Source organism: Halorubrum tropicale, from assembly GCF_001280455.1.
In the GTDB taxonomy this organism is placed as follows: Archaea; Halobacteriota; Halobacteria; order Halobacteriales; family Haloferacaceae; genus Halorubrum; species Halorubrum tropicale.
The window spans coordinates 178,890-198,651 of the sequence record NZ_LIST01000001.1; the positions used below are offsets into that span (position 1 = coordinate 178,890).

The 19,762-nt window shown below is 71.3% G+C and carries 17 protein-coding genes; 12 read left to right on the forward strand and 5 right to left on the reverse strand.

The window, feature by feature from the left end; all coding sequences use genetic code 11:
* Nucleotides 1–160: 160 nt before the first annotated feature.
* Nucleotides 161–439 carry a hypothetical protein gene (locus AMR74_RS00775; RefSeq protein ID WP_233561675.1) on the forward strand — a complete coding sequence of 93 codons (279 nt, stop codon included), beginning with the start codon at nucleotides 161–163 and terminating at the stop codon, nucleotides 437–439.
* Between the two features lie 141 nt (nucleotides 440–580).
* Nucleotides 581–1,297, forward strand: a complete 717-nt coding sequence (locus AMR74_RS00780; RefSeq protein ID WP_053770176.1) for a hypothetical protein — start codon at nucleotides 581–583, stop codon at nucleotides 1,295–1,297.
* Between the two features lie 14 nt (nucleotides 1,298–1,311).
* Here AMR74_RS00780 and azf read toward each other — a convergent pair whose 3' ends face one another.
* From azf to mutS, 3 genes are all read right to left on the reverse strand, one after another.
* Entirely contained in the window at nucleotides 1,312–2,214 is a 903-nt protein-coding gene (gene azf / locus AMR74_RS00785) for an NAD-dependent glucose-6-phosphate dehydrogenase Azf (RefSeq protein WP_053770177.1), read from the reverse strand.
* A gap of 121 nt (nucleotides 2,215–2,335) precedes the next feature.
* Nucleotides 2,336–2,686: a cell division protein SepF gene (locus AMR74_RS00790; RefSeq protein ID WP_053770178.1), complete on the reverse strand. Its 351-nt coding sequence runs from the start codon at nucleotides 2,684–2,686 to the stop codon at nucleotides 2,336–2,338.
* Nucleotides 2,687–2,735: 49 nt separating this feature from the next.
* Nucleotides 2,736–5,531 (reverse strand): DNA mismatch repair protein MutS, encoded by a 2,796-nt coding sequence (gene mutS / locus AMR74_RS00795; protein WP_053770179.1) that lies wholly within the window; start codon nucleotides 5,529–5,531, stop codon nucleotides 2,736–2,738.
* A gap of 142 nt (nucleotides 5,532–5,673) precedes the next feature.
* On the opposite strand from mutS, the gene AMR74_RS00800 reads away from it, so the two are divergent.
* Nucleotides 5,674–6,567, forward strand: a complete 894-nt coding sequence (locus AMR74_RS00800; protein WP_053770180.1) for a hypothetical protein — start codon at nucleotides 5,674–5,676, stop codon at nucleotides 6,565–6,567.
* A 28-nt stretch (nucleotides 6,568–6,595) separates the two neighbouring features.
* Here the strand turns inward: AMR74_RS00800 and AMR74_RS00805 are convergent, their stop codons facing one another.
* Nucleotides 6,596–7,171, reverse strand: a complete 576-nt coding sequence (locus AMR74_RS00805) for a DUF7344 domain-containing protein (protein ID WP_053770181.1) — start codon at nucleotides 7,169–7,171, stop codon at nucleotides 6,596–6,598.
* Nucleotides 7,172–7,444: 273 nt separating this feature from the next.
* Here AMR74_RS00805 and AMR74_RS00810 point away from each other — a divergent pair, with 273 nt between their 5' ends.
* On the forward strand, nucleotides 7,445–8,314 hold the full coding sequence (locus AMR74_RS00810; protein WP_053770182.1) for a hypothetical protein: 870 nt from the start codon (nucleotides 7,445–7,447) through the stop codon (nucleotides 8,312–8,314).
* A gap of 101 nt (nucleotides 8,315–8,415) precedes the next feature.
* Here the strand turns inward: AMR74_RS00810 and AMR74_RS00815 are convergent, their stop codons facing one another.
* Nucleotides 8,416–8,946: a DUF7344 domain-containing protein gene (locus AMR74_RS00815; RefSeq protein ID WP_053770183.1), complete on the reverse strand. Its 531-nt coding sequence runs from the start codon at nucleotides 8,944–8,946 to the stop codon at nucleotides 8,416–8,418.
* 392 nt (nucleotides 8,947–9,338) lie between these two features.
* Here AMR74_RS00815 and AMR74_RS00820 point away from each other — a divergent pair, with 392 nt between their 5' ends.
* The 8 genes from AMR74_RS00820 (at nucleotide 9,339) to AMR74_RS19490 (ending at nucleotide 19,762) form a co-directional block, all read left to right on the forward strand.
* Nucleotides 9,339–10,841, forward strand: a complete 1,503-nt coding sequence (locus AMR74_RS00820; protein WP_053770184.1) for a vWA domain-containing protein — start codon at nucleotides 9,339–9,341, stop codon at nucleotides 10,839–10,841.
* Nucleotides 10,842–10,964: 123 nt separating this feature from the next.
* On the forward strand, nucleotides 10,965–12,293 hold the full coding sequence (locus tag AMR74_RS19485) for a choice-of-anchor W domain-containing protein (protein ID WP_082356839.1): 1,329 nt from the start codon (nucleotides 10,965–10,967) through the stop codon (nucleotides 12,291–12,293).
* Between the two features lie 97 nt (nucleotides 12,294–12,390).
* Nucleotides 12,391–13,845, forward strand: a complete 1,455-nt coding sequence (locus AMR74_RS00830) for a SipW-dependent-type signal peptide-containing protein (RefSeq protein WP_053770966.1) — start codon at nucleotides 12,391–12,393, stop codon at nucleotides 13,843–13,845.
* Nucleotides 13,846–13,971: 126 nt separating this feature from the next.
* A complete protein-coding gene (locus AMR74_RS00835) occupies nucleotides 13,972–15,678 on the forward strand; it encodes a vWA domain-containing protein (RefSeq protein WP_053770185.1) in 1,707 nt (568 codons plus the stop codon).
* Nucleotides 15,679–15,880: 202 nt separating this feature from the next.
* On the forward strand, nucleotides 15,881–16,663 hold the full coding sequence (locus tag AMR74_RS00840; RefSeq protein ID WP_053770186.1) for a hypothetical protein: 783 nt from the start codon (nucleotides 15,881–15,883) through the stop codon (nucleotides 16,661–16,663).
* Nucleotides 16,660–18,090 carry a DUF7467 domain-containing protein gene (locus AMR74_RS00845; RefSeq protein WP_053770187.1) on the forward strand — a complete coding sequence of 477 codons (1,431 nt, stop codon included), beginning with the start codon at nucleotides 16,660–16,662 and terminating at the stop codon, nucleotides 18,088–18,090. The genes AMR74_RS00840 and AMR74_RS00845 overlap by 4 nt, the downstream gene beginning before the upstream one ends.
* Nucleotides 18,090–19,124: a signal peptidase I gene (locus AMR74_RS00850; protein WP_053770188.1), complete on the forward strand. Its 1,035-nt coding sequence runs from the start codon at nucleotides 18,090–18,092 to the stop codon at nucleotides 19,122–19,124. Before AMR74_RS00845 ends, AMR74_RS00850 begins: the two co-directional genes overlap by 1 nt.
* Nucleotides 19,121–19,762: a hypothetical protein gene (locus AMR74_RS19490; protein ID WP_053770189.1), complete on the forward strand. Its 642-nt coding sequence runs from the start codon at nucleotides 19,121–19,123 to the stop codon at nucleotides 19,760–19,762. The genes AMR74_RS00850 and AMR74_RS19490 overlap by 4 nt, the downstream gene beginning before the upstream one ends.

Below are 19,762 nucleotides of genomic sequence, written 5' to 3' on the forward strand. Positions count from 1 at the left end.
GACCCCGACGCGGGGACGGCCGGCTCGTCCACCGAGGCGAGCCCCCCACCGCTCCCTTCGCCGACGCGACGGCCTCGACTCGTAGCGCGTCCCGCCGTTCTCGACGGCCGAACCGACTCGACCCGCGAGGCGTCCGCCTCGCACCACACCCCATCCGACGATGAACGCAGACCGATCCCCCTCCGGACGCACCGCCCGCCCCGACCCGAACGCGGGTCCCCGACCGTCCGAACCGCTCCCGTCGCGCGGCGCGATGGTCGCCTTCGCGGCGCTGCCGGTCGCGACGGTGGCGGCCCTGTCGTTCCCGACCGCGGCCGCCGTCGCGCTGGCGGCCCTCTGCGGTGCCGTCGCCGGCGCGGCGGTCCACCGGCGCTACCCCGCCACGGTCGACCGAACGGTCCGCCTGCCGGACGACGACGGCGCCGTCCGGGAGGCCTGATCCGGCGGCCGGTCCCGATTCCGCCGCTGACGCGCCGCCCTCCACTTCCCCGCTGACGCGCCGCCTTCCACTCCCCCCTGACGCGCCGCCCTGCCGGCGCGGAACTCGACATTTATCATGCGCCGTCGCCGACCGTGAGGCGTGACCGACCGCCACCGCGGTCCGGATCGAGGCCCACGCGACGCGCCCGGCCCGTCAGCCGCGCTCGGGGCCGGCGCCGCGCTGTTCAACGAGCGGCGCTTCCTCGCGGCGCGCGTCGCCTGGGACCGGGGCCGACGACCCGCCCCCGACGAGCGCGACGGAGACACCGATTCGGCCGGCGAGACCGGTCCGGGCGACGGCGAGCGCGACCGCGCCGACGAGCGATTGCTCCGGGCGCTCGCCGCGACCGCGGCGGCGTCGCACCGGGCGGCCGACGGCGACCGCGCCGGCGCGGCGGCGGAGGCGGACGACGCCGCGGCGGCGCTGAGGGGCGTCGCTGACGTGCGGGGCGTCGCGCTGGCTCCCGCCCGGGAGTGGGCCGAACGGCTCGCGGCCGATCCGGGGGGAGCGGACCCCGCGAGCGCGCCGCGGATCCGGGTCGGCGGCGAGGCGCCGACGGTCGACGGCCTGTCGCTCGCCGCGGCCGGGGTCGCGGCGCCGGCGCTCGCGACGGCGGGCGAGCCGGGCGACCCGGAGACGCTCGCGACCGCGGCGGCCTTCGCCCGGGAGGAGCGCGGGACGGGTCGGACCGAGTTCGCCGAGTTGCTGTTCGCGTACCTCCGGACGCCCGACGCCCGGCCGCAGGTGGCCGCGCGGCTCGGCGATCACGTCGACCGGGAGGAGCGGAAGCGCCGCGACGTCGACGGGCTGTTCTGAGCGCGGCGGGCTGGTCAGGCGTCGTCCGGGTCGGCCGGGAAGTTCGGGTCGGCCGGCGACTCGTTGGCGGGGCGGTCGGCGTCCGGCGCGAAGGACTCGGGCGCGTAGCGGTCGCCGTCCGCCTCGGCGTCGCGGTCGGGCTTCGGCTCGCCCTCGAAGGTGTAGTCGGCGGAGTTGTCGGCGGGGTCGTACCCGAGCGCCTCGCGGGCGCGCTCGATGGAGTAGTAGCGGCGGTCGTTGTCCGAGATGCCGTACACGATCTCGTAGCCGTACTCCGCGCGGAGACAGCGGTCGAACAGGTGCGCGCAGTCGCGGTGCGAGAGCCACATCGCCTGCCCGCGCTCGTACTCGCGGGGCGGGTGGTCCTTGGTGAGGTTCCCGACGCGGACGCAGACGACGCTCATGTCGAACTCGTCGTGGTAGAAGCGGCCGAGCGACTCGCCGGCCGCCTTCGAGACGCCGTAGAGGTTGCCGGGGCGGGGCAGCTCGCTCCCGTCGAGCCGGTAGTCGTCCTCGGCGCGGTACAGGTCCGGGGTCCGCTCGGCCGTCTCGTAGCCGCCGACGGCGTGGTTCGAGGAGGCGAACGCGAACTTCTCGACGCCGGCCTCGGCGGCGGCGCGCATCACGACCTGCGTCCCGTCGATGTTGTTCCGGAGGACCGAGTCCCACGGCGCCGTCTTCCGCGGGTCGCCGGCGAGGTGGATCACCGCGCCGACGTCGGCGACGGCCTCGCGGACGGCGCGCTCGTCGGTGATGTCGGCGACGTACCGGTCGGCGTCGGTGACCCCGTCGGGCACCTTCGCGGCCGGGAGCGGCTCGCGGTCGAGGAGCCGCCAGTCGTACTCGTCGCCGAGACCGCGGAGGATGGCCTGTCCCACCCGTCCGCCGGCGCCCGTCAGGAGGACCGGCTCGTCCATTCGACTCTACGTGGGCGGGAGAACGGCATATATGACACGGTTCGACCGATACGGGCGAACGCGGGCTACAAAGGGGTGCCTGCGGGAGAATCGGAGAGAGAAGATCGCCGGAACGCGGCGCTTACAGCTTCTGCCGCGAGACCTTGACGCCGGTCGGGGTGACGATGATCTGGTCGTCGCCCTTCTGGACGATGTCGCCGTCGACCTCCTGGACCACCTGGCGGAGCTCGTCGTAGACGTGTTCTATCGTCCGGTCCGACGTGGAGTGGCGAGTGATGTCCGCGATGACGAAGTCGCCGTCGTAGACGGCGTCTTTGATCGGGATGACGTCGCTCTGGTCGCCGATCTCGGCGAAGTGTACCTGCGTCCCCGTCTCCGCGTGCGCGTCGGCGAAGTCGTCCGAGTCGAGCTCGACGTAATCGTCGACGGAGCGGCTCCCACTGCCGCCGAGGATCTTGCTCATGATGCCCATACACACCACACGACGAGGTCAGACATTAGTTCTTACGTCAGACGCGCCCTCACTCCAGCCGCTCCTGCCACTTCTGGACGCGGGAGAGCAGGTCCACCGGCGCCGTCGCCGCGACGTCGACGTCGCTCAGCTCCTCGATCACGGCGCGGGTCTCGGGGTCGAGGCCGTCGGCGGGCCCGGAACTCTCGGGCTCGCCGCCGCCGGTCGCCGTCGACTCGGCGGCTTCCGCCGGTTGGGATCCGGGGGCCGCGCCGTTGCGACCCGCCTCGGGGACCGAGGTGTCCGCGGTCGCCCCCTCGGCGTCGCCGCCGCCCGAGAACGACCCCGACGAGAGGTCGAACACGACCTGCTGGGTCCCGCCGTCGCCGGGGGACCCGTCGGTGGCGTCTCCCCCGTTCCGCGAGCCGCGGGCCTCGATGGCCTTCTCCTCGCGGAGCCGGTCCAAGACCTCGTCCGCGCGGGAGACGACGGGGTCCGGCACGCCGGCGAGGTCGGCGACGTGGACCCCGTACGAGCGATTCGTCGGGCCGTCGCGGACGGTGCGGAGGAAGGTCACCTCGCCGTCGCGCTCGTCGACGGCGACGTGGACGTTCGCGACGCGCGGGAGGTGGTCCGCGAGCGTCGTCAGCTCGTGGTAGTGGGTGGCGAAGAGGGTCCGCGCGCGCACCTCGTTGTGGAGGTACTCGGTCGCGGCCCACGCGATGGAGATGCCGTCGTAGGTGGCGGTGCCGCGGCCGACCTCGTCGAGGATGACGAGCGACTCGTCGGTCGCGGAGTGGAGGATGTTCGACAGCTCCTGCATCTCGACCATGAACGTCGACCGCCCCTGCGCCAGCTCGTCGAGCGCGCCGACGCGGGTGTAGATGCCGTCGACGAGCCCCACCTCGGCTGCGCGGGCGGGGACGAACGAGCCCGCCTGCGCGAGCAGCTGGATCAGCGCGGCCTGGCGCATGTACGTCGACTTCCCGCTCATGTTCGGGCCGGTGACGATGAGGAAGCCGCGCTCGGCGTCGAGCCGGAGGTCGTTCGGGACGAAGTCGGTCGTCCCCTCGACGACGGGGTGACGCCCGGCCTCGACGTCGAGGCGGCGCTCGTCGGTCAGCTCCGGGCGCGTCCAGTCGTTGCGGGCGGCGTGGGTCGCGAGCGAGGCGAGCGCGTCGAGCTCCGCGACCGCCCGGCCGGCGTCCTGGAGCAGCTCTGCGCGCTCGGCGACGCGCTCGCGCAGCTCCTCGAACAGCTCGTACTCCAGGTCGCCGCGGGCCTCCTCCAGGCGGAGGACCTCCCGCTCCTTCTCCGCCAGCTCGTCGGTGACGAACCGCTTCGAGTTCTTCAGCGTCTTGATTTCGCGGTAGCCCTCGGGGACCCGATCCGCCACCGACTTCCCGACCTGGATGTAGTAGCCGTCCGTCTTGTTGCGGTCGACGGTGACGTGACTGAGCCCGTGCCGGCGCTTCTCGCGCTCCGCGAGTTCGTCGAGCCACGACTTCACCGACTCGTGGCGCTCGATCAGCTCGTCGAGCTCGTCGTCGTAGCCGCACTTGAGGAGCCCGCCGCCCGTCTTCGCCTTCGGCGGGTCCTCGGCGAGCGCCTCGGCGAGCTCCTCCCGGAGGGCGGCCGCGCGGTCGCGGTCGACGCGTTCGAGGACGGCGGCCGCGGGCGAGTCGGCGAGGGGAGTGTCGGCGACCGCGTCGGCGAGGTCCGGCAGCAGCGCGAGCGTGTCCCGCACCGAGAGGAGTTCGCGTGCGCCCGCGCTTCCGCTCGTCGTCCGCGCCGCGAGCCGTTCGAGGTCGTAGGCGTCGCCGAGCACCTCGCGGATCCGGTCGCGGGCGAGCGCCGCGGACGCCAGCGCCTCCACGGCGTCGAGGCGGTCGGCGAGCGTCTCGCGGTCGCGCCGGGGGCGAGTGAGCCACTCCCGGAGCAGCCGCCCGCCGGCGGCGGTGACGGTGTGGTCGACGGTGTCGAACAGCGAGCCGTCGGCGTCGCCCCGCATCGTCTCCGTGATCTCGAGGTTGCGCTGGGTGGTCGCGTCCACGTCGACGCGGTCGTCGGCGCCGTAGGCGGTGAGGCGGGTCATCGACGCCAGCACGCCCGCGCCCGTCTCCTCGACGTACGAGAGGACCGCGCCCGCCGCGCGGACCGCGAGGTCCGCGTCCAGCCCGACGCTGTCGGTCGTCTCGCGGCCGAACTGCTCGCGCACGGCGTGTCTCGCGCGGCCCGCCGCGAACGCCTCCGCGTCGAAGGCGGTCACGCGCCCGGAGAGGTCCTCCCGGACCGCGCCGAGCAGGCCGTCGTCGTTGCGGACGTGCGGGCCGGGCAGCACCTCCGCGGGGTCGAACCGGTAGAGCTCGGCGCGCAGGTCGCCGCCGTCCTCGACCGTCGTCGCGAGGAACCGCCCCGTCGTCACGTCGGCGAAGGCGAGCCCGTAGGGGCCGTCGGCGGCGTCGACCGCGCCCGTCGCGCCGCCGGCGTCCCCCTCCCGGACGACGGCCGCGAGGTAGCGCGCGTCGTCGTCGCTCGTCTCCAGGACCGTGCCGGGCGTGACGACGCGGACGACCTCGCGGGCGTGGCCGCCGTCGTCGGTCTCGTACTGGTCCGCGACCGCGACCCGGTATCCCCGCTCGACCAGCGCGTTCACGTACGGCGTCAGCTCCGAGAGGGGGACGCCCGCCATCGGGTACGACGAGCCGTGGGAGGACTTCTGCGAGATGGAGAGGTCCAGCTCGTCGGCGACCAGCTCCGCGTCGTCCGCGAAGAACTCGTAGAAGTCGCCGCACTGCATCGCGAGGACGTCCGCGTCCGTCTCCGCCTTGAGATCGAGGAACTCCCCGACGATCCCCGTTGCCATATGTCCGTACACCCGCCGTGCGCGGCTAAAACCCTGCGGGTATTAGACGGGCGGTAGTGAGCGGCCGGACCGCGACGGGCGGCGAGACTGGTCTGCCCCAGCGCGTCCGTAATTACAAGCACCCGCCCCGCGTAGGCGCGGTATGGACGCGTCGGGCAGCGGGGTCGTTGATCGCCTCCGCCAACCGGAGTACACCGGCGAGAATCGCTGTACCCCCTGTACCGCTGTCAACGTCACGATCGGCGTCGCGCTCGGCGCGGCGGTCGCCGTCGCCGTCGATCCCGTTGTCGGCGCGGCCGCGACGGGGCTCTCGCTCGCGGCGATCTGGCTGCGCGGCTACCTCGTGCCCGGCACGCCCGAGCTCACGAAGCGCTACCTCCCGGAGTCGGTGCTCCGGCTGTTCGGCAAGGCGCCGCCGGCGGCCGGGGTGGAATCGGGGGCTTCGGCCGCGATCGGGACGCCGACGGACGAGGCCGACCCGTCGGGCGAGTCGGCCGAGGGCGTCGCCGTCGACCCGCAGTCGTACCTGCTCGCCGCGGACGCGCTCGTCGAGACCGACGACGGGAGCGACCTGACGTACGCGCCGTGGTTCGCGTCCGCGTGGCGGAGCGAACTCGAGACCGCCCGGGAGACGGCCGACGGTCCGGCGGTGGCGCGGCTCGCCGACGTGCCGCCCGACGACGAGCCGAGGCTGTCGGTCGAGGAGCGCGGAAACGCGGTGGTCGCGGCCGTCGACGGCGAGCGGGTCGGCCACTGGGTGTCGCGGCCGGCGTTCCTCGCGGACGCCGCCGCCGACCGCGTGCTTCGCGCGAGCGACGACGAATGGACCGACCTCCCGCAGGCGGCGCGCAGCGGGGTGCTCGGCGGGCTCCGACTGTTCGTCGAGGAGTGTCCGGCTTGCGGGGCCGAGGTGACGCTTAGCGAGGAGGTCGTCGCCTCCTGCTGTACCGCTCGGGACGTGGTCGTCGGGCGCTGTGACGGGTGCGAAGCGCGGGTCTTCGAGCTGGAGCCCGCCGCGCTCGACGGGGTCGAGTGACGGGAGGCTGCGGACGCTCAGCCGCCGCCTACCCCAGTCGGTTCCGCTTCGTCGACAGCCGATGGAACAGTCCGGACACGCCGAATATCCCGGCGAAAAGCACCGCGTACGCGTATCCGGAGACGGCGTCGAACGGGGCGGTGCCGGTCCACGCCGCGGCCGCCAGCAGCCCGCACACGGCCGCGAGCCCGACGTAGTACTCGCTCCAGAGGATCTCGTTTTCCGAGACGACCTCCAGATACACCTCAAGCTGCCGGCTCTCCTCGGTGAGCGACACCAGCCCGCGGTCGCGCTCGTAGTCGATGAACCCGCTTTCGGCCAGCTTCGGGAGGTGCGACTGGTGGAGGGCGGTGTACACGCGCTTGCGCTGTTTGTACGTGACCTCGTTGATCTCGACGTCGTTCTCCCAGGCCGCCAGCTGCTCGGCGATGTCGCGGACTCGCGCCTCCGAACCGTTCGTTTTCAGGTACTTGATGACGTTCCGCCGCCGCGCGTTACTCAGCGCGGTGAACACCTCGTCGCGCGAGGGACCGGCGGCGTCCCGCGAGGAGCCGTCCTCGCCGTCGGCGAGCGATGCTTCCGACCCAGTGAGTTGTGGTGTCATGGCTCATCCATTCAAGTTGAAGCTAGATTATCAGGAGAGGTCTTATCAGTTGCGGTTAACAATAATTTGAGATGTCGCGATCCAATAGTGCGGTAGAATCACGCCGTTCAGGGCTTCAAAACGGCGCTGACACCGATCAAAAGAACGCTATTACAGTCTACTTCTGCTATACTCTCTATATAGTATATTTTGTGACTTTTCGAGACGGCGAATCGGGCACGACTGGGTGGTAGGCGGCCCATACATAGGTCGGTTCGCCGCCGTTCCGTGTGTATGAACGCGTCACGCGCCACGCTGTCGGCCAGACTCGGACGACCCGCCCGGACCGCCGTCGACCGCCTCCGGCAGCCCGAGTACACCGGCGAGAACCGTTGTCTGCCGTGTACGGTCGTCAACGTCGGGATCGCGGCGGTCGGCGCGGCGGCGGTGACGGCGGTCGGCGCGCCGCTCCTCGGCGCGGCCGGGTTCGGGGCCTCGCTCGCGGCGATCTGGCTGCGCGGCTACCTCGTCCCGGGGACGCCCGAGCTCACGAAGCGCTACCTCCCCGAGCGCGTCCTCGCGCTGTTCGGCAAGGCGCCCGGCGAGACGAAACGCGGGACGCGTCCGGCGGGCGACGTCGACCCGGAGGCGTACCTCCTCGACGCCGGCGTCCTCGTCGAGACGCCGGGGGGCGACGACTTCGCGTTCGCGCCCGACTTCGCCGCGGCGTGGCGGGCGGCGGTCGACGCCGACGCGCCGACCGACGGCGACCTCGACGCGCTCGCGTCGCTCACCGGGGTCGACCGCGACGAGCTGGCGATCGACTGGTACGAGGGCGTCGGCTTCGCGTACGCGGGCGACGAGAAGATTGGCCACTGGGAGTCGCGCGCGGCGTTTCGGGCGGACGCCGCGGCCGACCGCGTGCTGACGGCGACCCGCGACGACTGGACCGACCTGCCGCTCGCGGACCAGAGCACCGTCCTCGGGGCCCTCCGGCTGTTCGTCGAGGAATGCCCCGCCTGCGCCGGGGACGTGGCGCTCGAAGAGCGGGTCGTCGAGTCCTGCTGTGCCAGCTACGACGTCGTCGCCGGGCGGTGTGCGGGCTGCGACGCCCGACTGTTCGAGCTTCGGCTACCGCCGTCGCTCGCGGCCGCGAGCGAGTAGGAAAGCCAGGAAATCGAACCGACGGAAGAGAACTGAAGCGACGGAGGGGAATCGAAGGGAAGTGGTCGAAAATCGAGTAGGAGCTGTTTTTTCGAGCCGAGTCACCGCGGCCGTAGCTGTCGCAGCACCGAGAAGCGGTTGACCCACAGCTGGACGGCGCTCGCGGCGGCGAAGGCGCCGAGCGCGAGGCTGGTCCAGAGGACCGGGTCGACGGCAGACACGAGCGGGGCGTCGAGGAGCGCGGCGAGCACGACGAGCAGCGACGCCACCGCGAGCGCCCGGTAGATCTCAGACCACGTCGCGCCGCCGGGCGCGAGGATCTCCGTGTAGAGCCGGACGTCTCGCGCGCGTCGCGAGAGCTCGATGGTCTGTGAGTCCCGGTCGTACGTGATGACGCCCGCGTCCGCCAGCTTCGGGAGGTGGGTCTGGACGAGCGACGTGTACACGCTCTCGCGACAGCGCTTCGGCGGCGGGCTCTCGCCGGTCTCGCGCCCCGCGACGAGCGTCGACAGTTCGTTGACCGAGACGGGCCCGCCGACGGACCTGAGCTGTTCGATCGCGCGCCGTCGGCGCTCGTTCGCGAGGATGGTGTACACCTGCTCGGCCGGAAGCACGTCGGTTCGGAGTTTCATGGGTGGGGATCCGGAGACCGCGCTCGGCGGCGTCCGAGGTCTGTCGCCTACTGCGTCAGACAGGGGTATATGTATGAACTCGCTACCCGGTGAGATCCCCCTTCGAGCGGCGGGAGTACGAGGTCCCTGTCGGATTCGGCCCGACGAGTACGGTCTCCGTGCCGCGTTCCGAGGCGGCGGTACGGGGGCCATACCGGCAATATCGGCCGGAGTAGGGGCGCCGGACCGCCGGTCGAACGCTCCGTTCGACTCGGCGACTGAGACGTTCTATCACGTGGAATCGGTCGTTCGACGGTGACATGGGAGCGCGTAACTACGTCGGTATCCCTCGGAGGGGGAAGTAACCGATTCGGCTGTCCGGTCGCGGACGGGGGCGGGTCGGGGGAGAAAGCATGAGCCAAGACACAAACGACACAATCGGACTCTCGCGGCGCAAAGTCCTCGCCGGCCTCGGGGCCGTCGGCGTGGCCTCCGCGGGCGCGGGACTCGGTACCACGGCGTACTTCAACGACACGGAGGCGTTCGAGGGCAACACGCTCACCGCGGGCGAGCTGGACCTGAAGCTGGACTACAAGTCGACGTACCTCGGCGGCCCCGGCCGCCTGGAGCACGTCCAGTCCATGGGCTACCCGGACGCCGAGGACCTCGGCGACGGGCGCTACCTGCTCGACCAGGCGCCCAGCCCCGCGGACATGCAGGCGTGGGAGGACCTCGTCCAAGACGAGGAGTTCGACTTCTGTTCGCCCGAGGCCGACGAATTCCTTGTCAACGGCGACGGAATCCCGGTGTTCACGCTCGACGACGTGAAGCCCGGCGACTCCGGCGAAGTCACCATCAGCGTCCACATCTGTGACAACCCCGCGTTCCTCTACCTCGCGGGCGAGCTGACCGAGAACGCGGAGAACGGGCAGAGCGAACCCGAGATGGAACAGGAAGGCGAGGACACCGACGGCATCGGCGAGCTCGCCGACGCCATCGAGGTCTGCGTCTGGTACGACGAGGACTGCGACAACGTGTACGAGCCCACGGGCACGGGCCAGCAGAACGAACTGGAAGTCGCCCTGGTCAGCGACGTCTCCGGTTCGATGGGCGGCAGCAAGATCGCGGCGTTGAAGACGTCCGCGACGAGCTTCGTCGACAACCTCTCCTCGCCCGACGAGGCCGCCGCGATCTCGTTCGCCTCGTCCGCGAACGTCGACCAGGAACTGACGACCGACTACCAGGCGGTCAAGGACGCGATCGACGCATACAACGCGAGCGGCGGCACCTCGATCGCGGCCGGCGTCAGCGCCGGTGAGAACGAACTGCTCAACGGGACGATAGCCACCGCGGGCGCCTCGAAGGTGATGATCGTCCTGAGCGACGGGCAGTCCAACGCCAGCGCGGCCATCGCGGCGGCCGACGCGGCCAAGGCGAACGGCATCCGCATCTTCACCATCGCGCTCGGCGCCGGCGCGGCGACGGGGCTGCTCGAGGACATCGCCACCTCGCCCGACGACGCCTTCGTCGCTCCCGACGCGGCCGACCTCGACACCGTCTACGCGGAGATCGCGCAGGTCGTCCTCGCGGGCGAACAGAAGATCTTCGAGGGGTCGATGGCCGACTTCTTCGGGACCTTCCTCGCCGACGGGCACGCGCTCGACGGCGACCGGCAGGAGGAGGGTCGCCAGCCGTACCCCGGCGCGACCACCCAGTGTATCGGCTTCGAGTGGACGCTCCCGGCGGAGGTCGAAAACGAGGTCCAGACCGATTCGGTGGAATTCGACATCGGCCTCTACGCCGAGCAGTCGCGCCACAACGACAACCCCCAGGTGACGTTCAACGGCACGGAGGCGAACAGCACCAGCCCCGGTCCCGCACCCAACGGGACCGGCAACGTGAGCGGGCAGAACTAGCTCCTCGGAGCAACGCGGCCCTCCGGACGACGAGACACGTCCGGGTCCCGGTTCGGCGCCTTCGGGCGGCCGACTCGGCGGTTCGCGACCGCCGCCGGGGGTTCCCTTCGGGGATGATACACAATGAACGACGACACAATCGGACTATCGCGGCGGAAGATGCTGGTCGGCCTCGGAGCGGTAGGCGTCGCCTCCGCCGGCGCCGGGCTCGGCACCACGGCGTACTTCAACGACACGGAGACGTTCGAGGACAACACGCTGACGGCGGGCTCGCTCGACCTGTTCGTCCACGTCGACTACTCCGAGGACCAGGGCAGCTACGCGCAGTACTCGACGCCCCCGGGGAGCTTCATCAACGGCAACGTCGTCGGGCAGCTCGTCGACGGCGAAATCGTCACGCAGGAGGGCGAGGGCCTGAGCATCCGGGTCTCCGACCTGAAGCCCGGCGACTCCGGCGAGGGCGAGTTCTGCTTCTCGATCGTCGACAACCCCGCGTACATGTGGATGTGCGGCGAGTTGACCGCGAACGACGAGAACGGGATGACGGAGCCGGAGACGGACGACGACGAGACTTCCGGTGGAGACCTCGCCGACGCGATGGAGGTCACCGTCTCGTACTGTACGCCCGACGGCGAGAAGGGCGAGGAGATCCTCTCCGGATCGCTCGCCGATGTCATGGACGCGCTCATCGAGGGCGTGCCCCTGTCCGGTGACGGCGACGCGAGCGCGGCGGTCGCAGACCGCCCCGCGTTCGAGGGCGTCACCGAACCGTTCGTCGACGGAGTACCGAACGTCGCGGAGCAGTGCGTCTGCTTCGAGTGGGTCGTCCCCACCAGCGTCGAAAACGAGATCCAGACGGACTCGGTTAGGTTCGACTTCGAGTTCTACGCCGTCCAGTCGCGGCACAACGACGGGACCCACAACCCCTGCGTCGAGAGCGTCGAGGGCGAGGGCTTCCCCGAACTTGAGGACAGCGTCTGGCACGCCCGCGGTATCTACGGTGACGGCGGCGGCGCGGCGAACCGCGAGCTCGACATCCGACTCCCCGACGACACGCCCGTTCACAGCGGGAACGAGAACGTCGCATGGCCGAACGGCCAGCCCGTTCCCTTCGAGCTCACCATCGACGGCGGCGACGCGAAGTGGACCGTCGACGGCTCCGAGGTTACCGTCTCGCCCGCGCCGATGCCGACCAGCGACACGGTCGTGGTGATGGCGAAGGCGTCGAGCGCCGACTCGACCATCGAGGTTAACGACATCGCGTTCAACGGCAGTTCGCCGACGGGCGCCAACTCCGTCTCCGCCGACGGTAACGTCGGCGAGCAGCAGAAGGTGAGCCTGAGTACGGTCGCCTTCGGCGAGGGCGACGTCATCACCGGCACGGTGACGATGTCGTGGCCCGCCGGGTCGCCCCCGAACCGCGAGGGGCTGGGCTTCCGTATCGACGTGTAACGCCGCGACAGCGGCACCCTCCCATTCCGGACCCGCGCGGGCGGCCGGGACGGCGGTTCGACTCCGTCGGTGGGACTCCCCTCGGGGAATGACAATCATGGCAGACAACGACAACGGCAGGACAATCGGACTCTCGCGACGCAAGATGCTGGTCGGCCTCGGAGCGGTCGGGGTCGCCTCCGCCGGCGCCGGACTCGGCACCACGGCGTACTTCAACGACACGGAGACGTTCGAGAACAACGAGCTGACGGCGGGTGAGCTGGACCTGTTCGTCCACGTCGACTACTCCGAGGACCAGGGGAGCTTCGCGCAGTACGCCACCCCCGAGGGGACGTTCATCAACGGGAACGTCGTCGGCGGCGGCGAGGGCGAGCCCCTCAGCATCGACGTGGAGGACTTAAAGCCCGGCGACTCCGGCGAGGGCGAGTTCTGCTTCTCGATCGTCGACAATCCCGCGTATCTGTGGATGTGCGGCGAGCTCACGGCGAACGACGAGAACGGCCAGACCGAGCCCGAGGCGGACGACGACTCGACCGGCGGCGACCCCGGCCCGGGGATGGGCGAGATCGCCGACGCGATGGAAGTCAGCGTCTCGTACTGCACCCCCGACGGCGAGGTCGGGAACGAGATCGTCTCCGGGTCCCTCCGCGACGTGATGCTGGCGCTCCGCGCCGGCGTCCCGCTGTACGGCGACGGCGACCCGAGCGCGCCGGTGGCGAACCGCCCCGCGTTCGAAGGGGTCGAGGCGCCGTTCGACGAGAGCGACGAGCCGGTCGTCGCCGAGCAGTGCGTCTGCTTCGAGTGGGTCGTCCCCACCAGCGTCGGCAACGAGATCCAGACGGACTCGGTCACCTTCGACTTCGAGTTCTACGCGGAACAGGCCCGCCACAACGACGGGACGAACAACCCCTGCGTCGAGTTCGACACCGTTCTGACCACGGACGCCGACACGGGCGTCGACCGCGACGGCGACGGCCAGGGCGACGCGGAGGGTAACTGGATCACCGCGCGGGTGAGCAGCGGCCCCACCACGGTCGTGCAGGTGGAGCTCGACGGCGACATGTACGGCGGCGGCAGCTCCGGCCTCGGCGAGTGGCCGAGCAACCCGAACTCCTACGTCGTCGAGGCCAACTTCGACGTCGACACCGACGGGCTCGGTGAGAGCCCGAACGACGACTTCCGGTTCGGCTTCGGCAGCGCGAGCTCCGGGGCCCGGTCCGCGGGCATCGCGAACAGCACGAGCGGCGCGAGCGGCGACGGCGGCTACATCCGGCGCAACACCGGCACGGGCGGGACCAACAACCGCACCGACACCGCCGCGGAGGACGCGCCCGGCTTCCTCGCGGTCGAGAGCGCCGACCGGCTGACCTACACGTTCGTCATCGACTGGACGAGCGGCCTGCCGGCGCTGTCGAGCGTCCCGACGCAGTTCGTGGTCAACGAGGTCTTCGCCAGCGACGGCGGCGAGGGGGTCGCGTCGTCGAACAGCTCGAACGACGGGCGCGCGGCAATCGACAACGTCACCGACGCGTCGGGGACCATCACCGTCTGATCGGCGCGTGGCGCGGCGGGCGCGACGGCGCCCGTCCGACCGACCACCACCCATTCCGGACCCGCGCGGGCGGCCGGGACGACGGTTCGACTCCGTCGGTGGGACTCCCTTCGGGGAATCACAATCATGAACGACAAGGAAAACATCGACACGATCGGACTGTCGCGGCGAACCGTGCTGGCCGGCCTCGGCGCGGTCGGCATCGCCTCGGCCGGTGCGGGCCTCGGCACCACGGCGTACTTCAACGACACCGAGTCGTTCGAGGGCAACCAGCTGACCGCCGGGCAGCTCGACCTGCTCGTCGACTGGCAACAGACCTACGACTTCGGCGACGGGCGCCAGTTCGTCAGCGCGCACCCCGACCACGACGGCGACGGCGAGCAGTCGATCGAGATCGACGGCGAAGTGTCCAAGTACAGCGACTTCCCGGACGAGGAGGACGAGGACAGCAACGGCGCGAACATCCCGACCCTGGACTGTGAGACCATCCCGCCGCTCTCGGAGGCGAACTTCAACGTCGACCCCGTCACGGGCGAGGAGATGGAGACGCTGGTCCAGCTCACCGACGTGAAACCCGGCGACTCCGGCGAGATCACCTTCTCGCTCCACCTCTGTGACAACCCCGGCTACATCTGGATGCAGGCGGGCAACATCTCCGAGTCCGGCGGCGCCGGCACCGAGCCGGAGCTCATCGTCGACCCGGACAACATGGGCGACCTCGGCGACGCGATCAACGCGAAGCTCTGGTACGACGAGGACTGCGACAACGTCTACGACGCGGCGCGGCCGGTCGACATCATGCTGACGCTCGACTTCTCGGGCTCGATGCTGTACGACCGGTTCGGCGGCGTGGTCAGCAGCGACCCGATCGCGATCAACGGGAGCAACTACACCGAGACGACGAAGATCGACCTCGTCGAGCTCGGCACTCGGCAGTTCATCGACTTCCTACAGAGCGCGGGCGCGGACGTGCAAGTGGGCGTGGCGTACTTCGACGGCGAGAAGCAGGGCGATAACGAACCCCGGACCGGCATCCTGCAGACGCTGACCAGCGACCTGTCCGTGGTCGACGGCGCGCTGTCGGGCCTGCGGCAGAAGCTCGCGAACGTTGTGAGCGGCAGCGCTGGTTCGACCCCGTTCGACGGCGACGGGGACCCGAACCCGTTCGCTGGCGGCGGCATCGCGACGGGCACCTACATCGGTGAGGGCGTCGACGACGCGCAGGGCGAGCTCGACGCGAACGGCCGCGCGAGCGCCGACAAGCGCAACATCGTCCTCTCGGACGGCGAGTCGTTCAACGGGACCGGCAGCACCCAGTTCTCCTCGCCCATCGGCGCGGCCGACGACGCCCGCGCGGCGTCGCCGAGCCCGGCGACCGACGTGTTCACGATCAACGTGAACGGCAGCGCCAGCACGCTGCTCGCGATGGCCGGCCCGGCCGGCGGCTCGGGCGGTGACTCGACGTTCTTCAACGACCTCGACGACCCGCTGAACATCCCGACGGTGTTCGGGAACCTCGCGGCGCAGGCGACGCAGGAGAAGATCATCATGGAGGATTCGCTCGCGAACGTCCTCGCCGAGCTGGCGGACGGGAACGGCATCCCGCTCGACGGCAACCGCTCGACGCTGTACGACGAGCTCTCGGACCCGGCGGACGACCCGGACCGCGACGCCTTCCGCGGCGACGGCGTGATGCACTGCGTCGCGCTCGAATGGGAGCTCCCGCTCGACGTGGGCAACGAGGTCCAGGGCGACACGCTCGGCTTCGATCTGAGCTTCTACACCGAGCAGGCGCGGCACAACGACGGCGCGGGTCCGTCCCAGACGGCCTGATCCGGCGGTTCGGTCCCGCCGCGGCGCCGTCGAGCGAGACCGACCGACGGTCGAGCGGATCGAGCGACCGCGGACGGGTACGGTACCCGTACCGTCGGGGTACGGAGCCCCGGCCGCACGGGTAGGACGCGCATACATACGAGCACGGTGGGAGTAGGGAGGGTGTCGACGACACGGCCGTTCGGAGCCGCGACGACAGATAATGACACAGAAGGAATCAGGACTGACGCGGCGGGAGGCACTCGCGGGCGCCGGAGCCGTCGGCTTCGCCGCCCTCGGGGCCGCCTCCGGTCGACCGACGGGCACGGACAGCTGGGGTGAGTACACGGATTACACGTACGCGCAGACGGACCGGCCGTGGGACCTGCTCGTCGGCTGGCGGCGCACGGAGAACGGGACGGTCGTCGATTCGAGCCCGACCGACGCCGAAGACGACGTCGAGGCGGCCGGAATCCGCCTCGTCGACGTCGACAACGCCCTCCCCCACGACGCCGGGACCGCGAGCGTGGGCCTCCGCTTAGAGGACCCCGCCGGCGCGGCGCCCGACGGCGTCCGGGTGTGGCTGAAGATAGGCTCGGCCCTCGACGACGCGGACGCCGCGAGCCGCGCGCTCGCCGACCGCATCCGGCTGGAGGTCCGGTACGACACCGGCCTCCTCGGCGTCGGCGCGTGCGCGGGCGCCGAGAGCGACTTCGCCGGCTACGGCGAGCTGATCGCCGCCGGCACGCTCGCGGAACTCAGCGCCGCCCCGGTGGCGACGGGGATCGAACTCGATCCAACGCTGCTCGGGAACGGCTGTCTCACGACCGAGGAGCGCCGCTGCCTGACCTTCACCTGGGAGTTCGACGGCGAGGGCGGCAACGCCGGACAGGGCGGCGCCGTCGACTTCGACGTGCGGTTCGCCGCCGACGACTGCTCGGCCGAGGGGAACCCCTTCGCGATGAGCGACGCGACCGGCGGCGACGCCGCCGAGGTGGGGCAATGACCCCCGGAGACGGCGCCGGACGGCGCCCGAGCGGGCTGAGCCGCCGCCGGCTGCTCGCCGGGATCGGCGGCGTCGGCGCCGTCGGGATGGCGAGCGGCATCGGCACGGGCGCGTACCTCGCGGACCGCGAGACGTTCGCGAACAACGTCTTCGGCGCCGGCGAGGTCGGGCTGACGGTCGACGGCACGCCGACGAACGGCGTCGTCACCGTCGGGCCGCTCGCGGTCGACCGGACGACGTTTGCCGACCGGCCCGAGCCCGAGACGTTCGAGGTAGAGGCGTCGGCGAACCCCGTGCGGGTGTGGCTCGCGACGGACTGCCCGGACGGCGACTCGCTCGGGAACGCCCTCGAAGTCGAGGTCGTCGTCGACGGCGAGTCGGTGACAGGCGGCTACCGCCCCCTCGCCGAGGTCGAGCGCGACCTCGCGACCGGAGTGCGGATCGACGCCGGCTGCCTCGACCCGGACGGCGACCCGATCGTCGTCGAGGTCGCGCCGTACCTCCCGGTGGATTCGCCCGACGTGGGCGGGCAGGCGACGGACCTGACCGTCCGACTGTACGCCGAGCAGTGCCGCCACGTCTCTGAGGAGCAGGCGAACGCGCCCGGGGGGAACCCCTTCGCGGCCGTCGTCTGCGAGGAGACGGACTGCCCCGAGTGCGTCCCGTTCGGCAAGGCGGACTTCGGCGCGTCGACCGCGGTGGGCGACGTGCTCCCGCTGGAGATGCTGCTCGACGGCGCGGGGCCCCACCAGATCGAGATCACGGGCGTCGAGACGAAGGACGACGGCGAGGTCGTCGGCGTCGCGTTCCGACTCCGAGACGCCGACGGCGACTCGGGACCGGACATGTGTACGGTGGTGGTCAAGGGCGGCCCGGACCGCGACCCGGACCCCGTCGCGGTCGACCCGGTCGACCCGGAGACGGACGGGATCGTGTTCGCGCCAGTGAATCCCAAAAACGGCACGCGGTACGGAGTCAGCAACGTCACGATCGGCGTCTGTATCGACACCGTCGAGACGGGCGGCGGGGGCGACTGCGTCGTCTGCGACGACGAAGCAGTCTCGCTCGCGTCGCTCGACATCGGCTACCGTGGCAGCGACGAGCAGTCGATCGCGGTCGTCTCGACGAAGGGCGGCACGAGCGGGACGCTCTTCGCGGGCAGGGTCGCCGACGGAGACGCGTTCACGCTCGACGGGAGCGATGTGACTCGGAAGGGTAAGAACGGCAACACCAACGGCGGCGGCCCGGCGGACAGACTCGGGCCGGAGATCGAAATCGCGGTCGACGGCGGAGCGACGATACCCATCCACGTGAGCTGTTCGGAGCCGCTCGCGGTCGGGATGCGGTTCGGCCCCGCCGACGAGTTCGAGATCGTGGGTGGAACGACCACGGACGACGAGCCGCTGTGCGGCACGGAGGCGAACTGATGACACAACTACTCACATCACGGCGGGCGAAGCGCGCGGCGAACGTACTCGGGATCGTCCTGCTGATCGCGGTCGTCGCGCCGTTCGCGGTGTTCGCGGTCCCCGAGGTCGTCGGCGCCGACGAGAGCTTCGTGGTGCTCACGGCGAGCATGACGCCCGCCATCGCGCCGGGCGACGTGGTCATCGTCGCCGAGCGCGACCCGACCGCGATCGCCGAGGGCGACGTGATCACGTTCGTCCGCGGCACGAGCGACGTGCCGGTGACGCATCGGGTGATCGGCGTGAGCGGCGAGGGAGCGGCGCTCGCGTTCGAGACGATGGGCGACGCCAACGAGGGGCCGGATCCGGGGCTCGTCCCGGCCGGGAACATCGTCGGCGTCGTGGCGCTGACGATCCCGTGGATCGGCTACGTCATCCAGTTCGCGGGCACGCGCGTCGGGTTCGTCGCGCTGGTCATGCTCCCCTTCGGCCTGCTCGCGGCCACCGAGGTCTGGTCGATCGTCCGCGGCCGCAGCGAGTCCGAGGGACGGACCCCGACGACCGCCGAGCCGGTCGGAGAGTCGGACGACGACACGGGCGCGGAGGCGGTCGGGCCCGAGCCCGCGACCGGGTCCGACGCCGCCCCGACGGCGGACGCCGCGGGCGGTTCCGGCGGCGTCTCGGTCGACGCGGTCGGGGGCGCGGCGGCGGTGCTGGCCGCGGTCACCCCGTACGCGATTTACGTCGCGTTCGAGCTGCGCACCGCCGTCGCCATCGCGGTGGCGGTCGCGGCCGCGACGCTCCTGCTGGGCGCGCTCGCGGCGTGGATCCCGGCGAGCGGCGTCCTCGACCGGAGCGGCTCGGGCGCGGCGTCGGCGGAGACCGACGCGCCGGCCCCGACAGCCGACGGCGGCGTGTCCGAGACCGACGGGGGCGCTGACGCGGCGACGACCGGCGCCGGGGAGGCCGACGTCGACGCGATCGACGACCCGGATCGGGGGATTCCCGCGACGACGCCGGCGCCGGCGGACGGCACCGCGGAGGCGGACAGATGACCGCGAACCGCGGACTGGTCGCGCTCGTCGCCCTCGCCGTGTTGGTGTGGGGCGTCGCGTTCGCCGGGGGGGCCACGATCGCGGTCCTCACCGCGAACGCCACCGTGACGACGACGTTCGAGACGCCGGACGAACTCCGGCAGATAGACGAGTCCGCCGGCGAGGGGTTCGCCGTCGCGGCCGTCGCGAACGGAACGGCCGAGGTGAACGGAACCGCGCCGACGGCGACCGCCGCCGGCCCGGGCGAGAACGTCTCGGCGCCTCCCGACGGCAACACTTCAAGCCCGACCGACGGCAACGTCTCGGCACCGACCGACGGCAACACGTCGAGCCCGAGCGAAACGGCACCGTCCACAGACGGTAACGCCTCTGCGCCCGACGGTGACGGCGCTTCGGTGCCGGGGGACGGGAACGCATCGAGCCCGCCAGAGACGGCATCGACCGCGGGCGGTAACGCCTCGTCGCCCGCGGACGGCGGCGAGTCGAGCCCGAACGAAACGGGCACGGAACCGTCGGAGACCGGCGAGCGGTCGACGGACGAGTCGAGCGGCGCGGAGAACTCGACGGCGGTCTCGGCCCCGGCGAACGCGTTCGACGCCGATCCGCGGCCCGCGTCCGACCGGTCGAACGGGACGTGA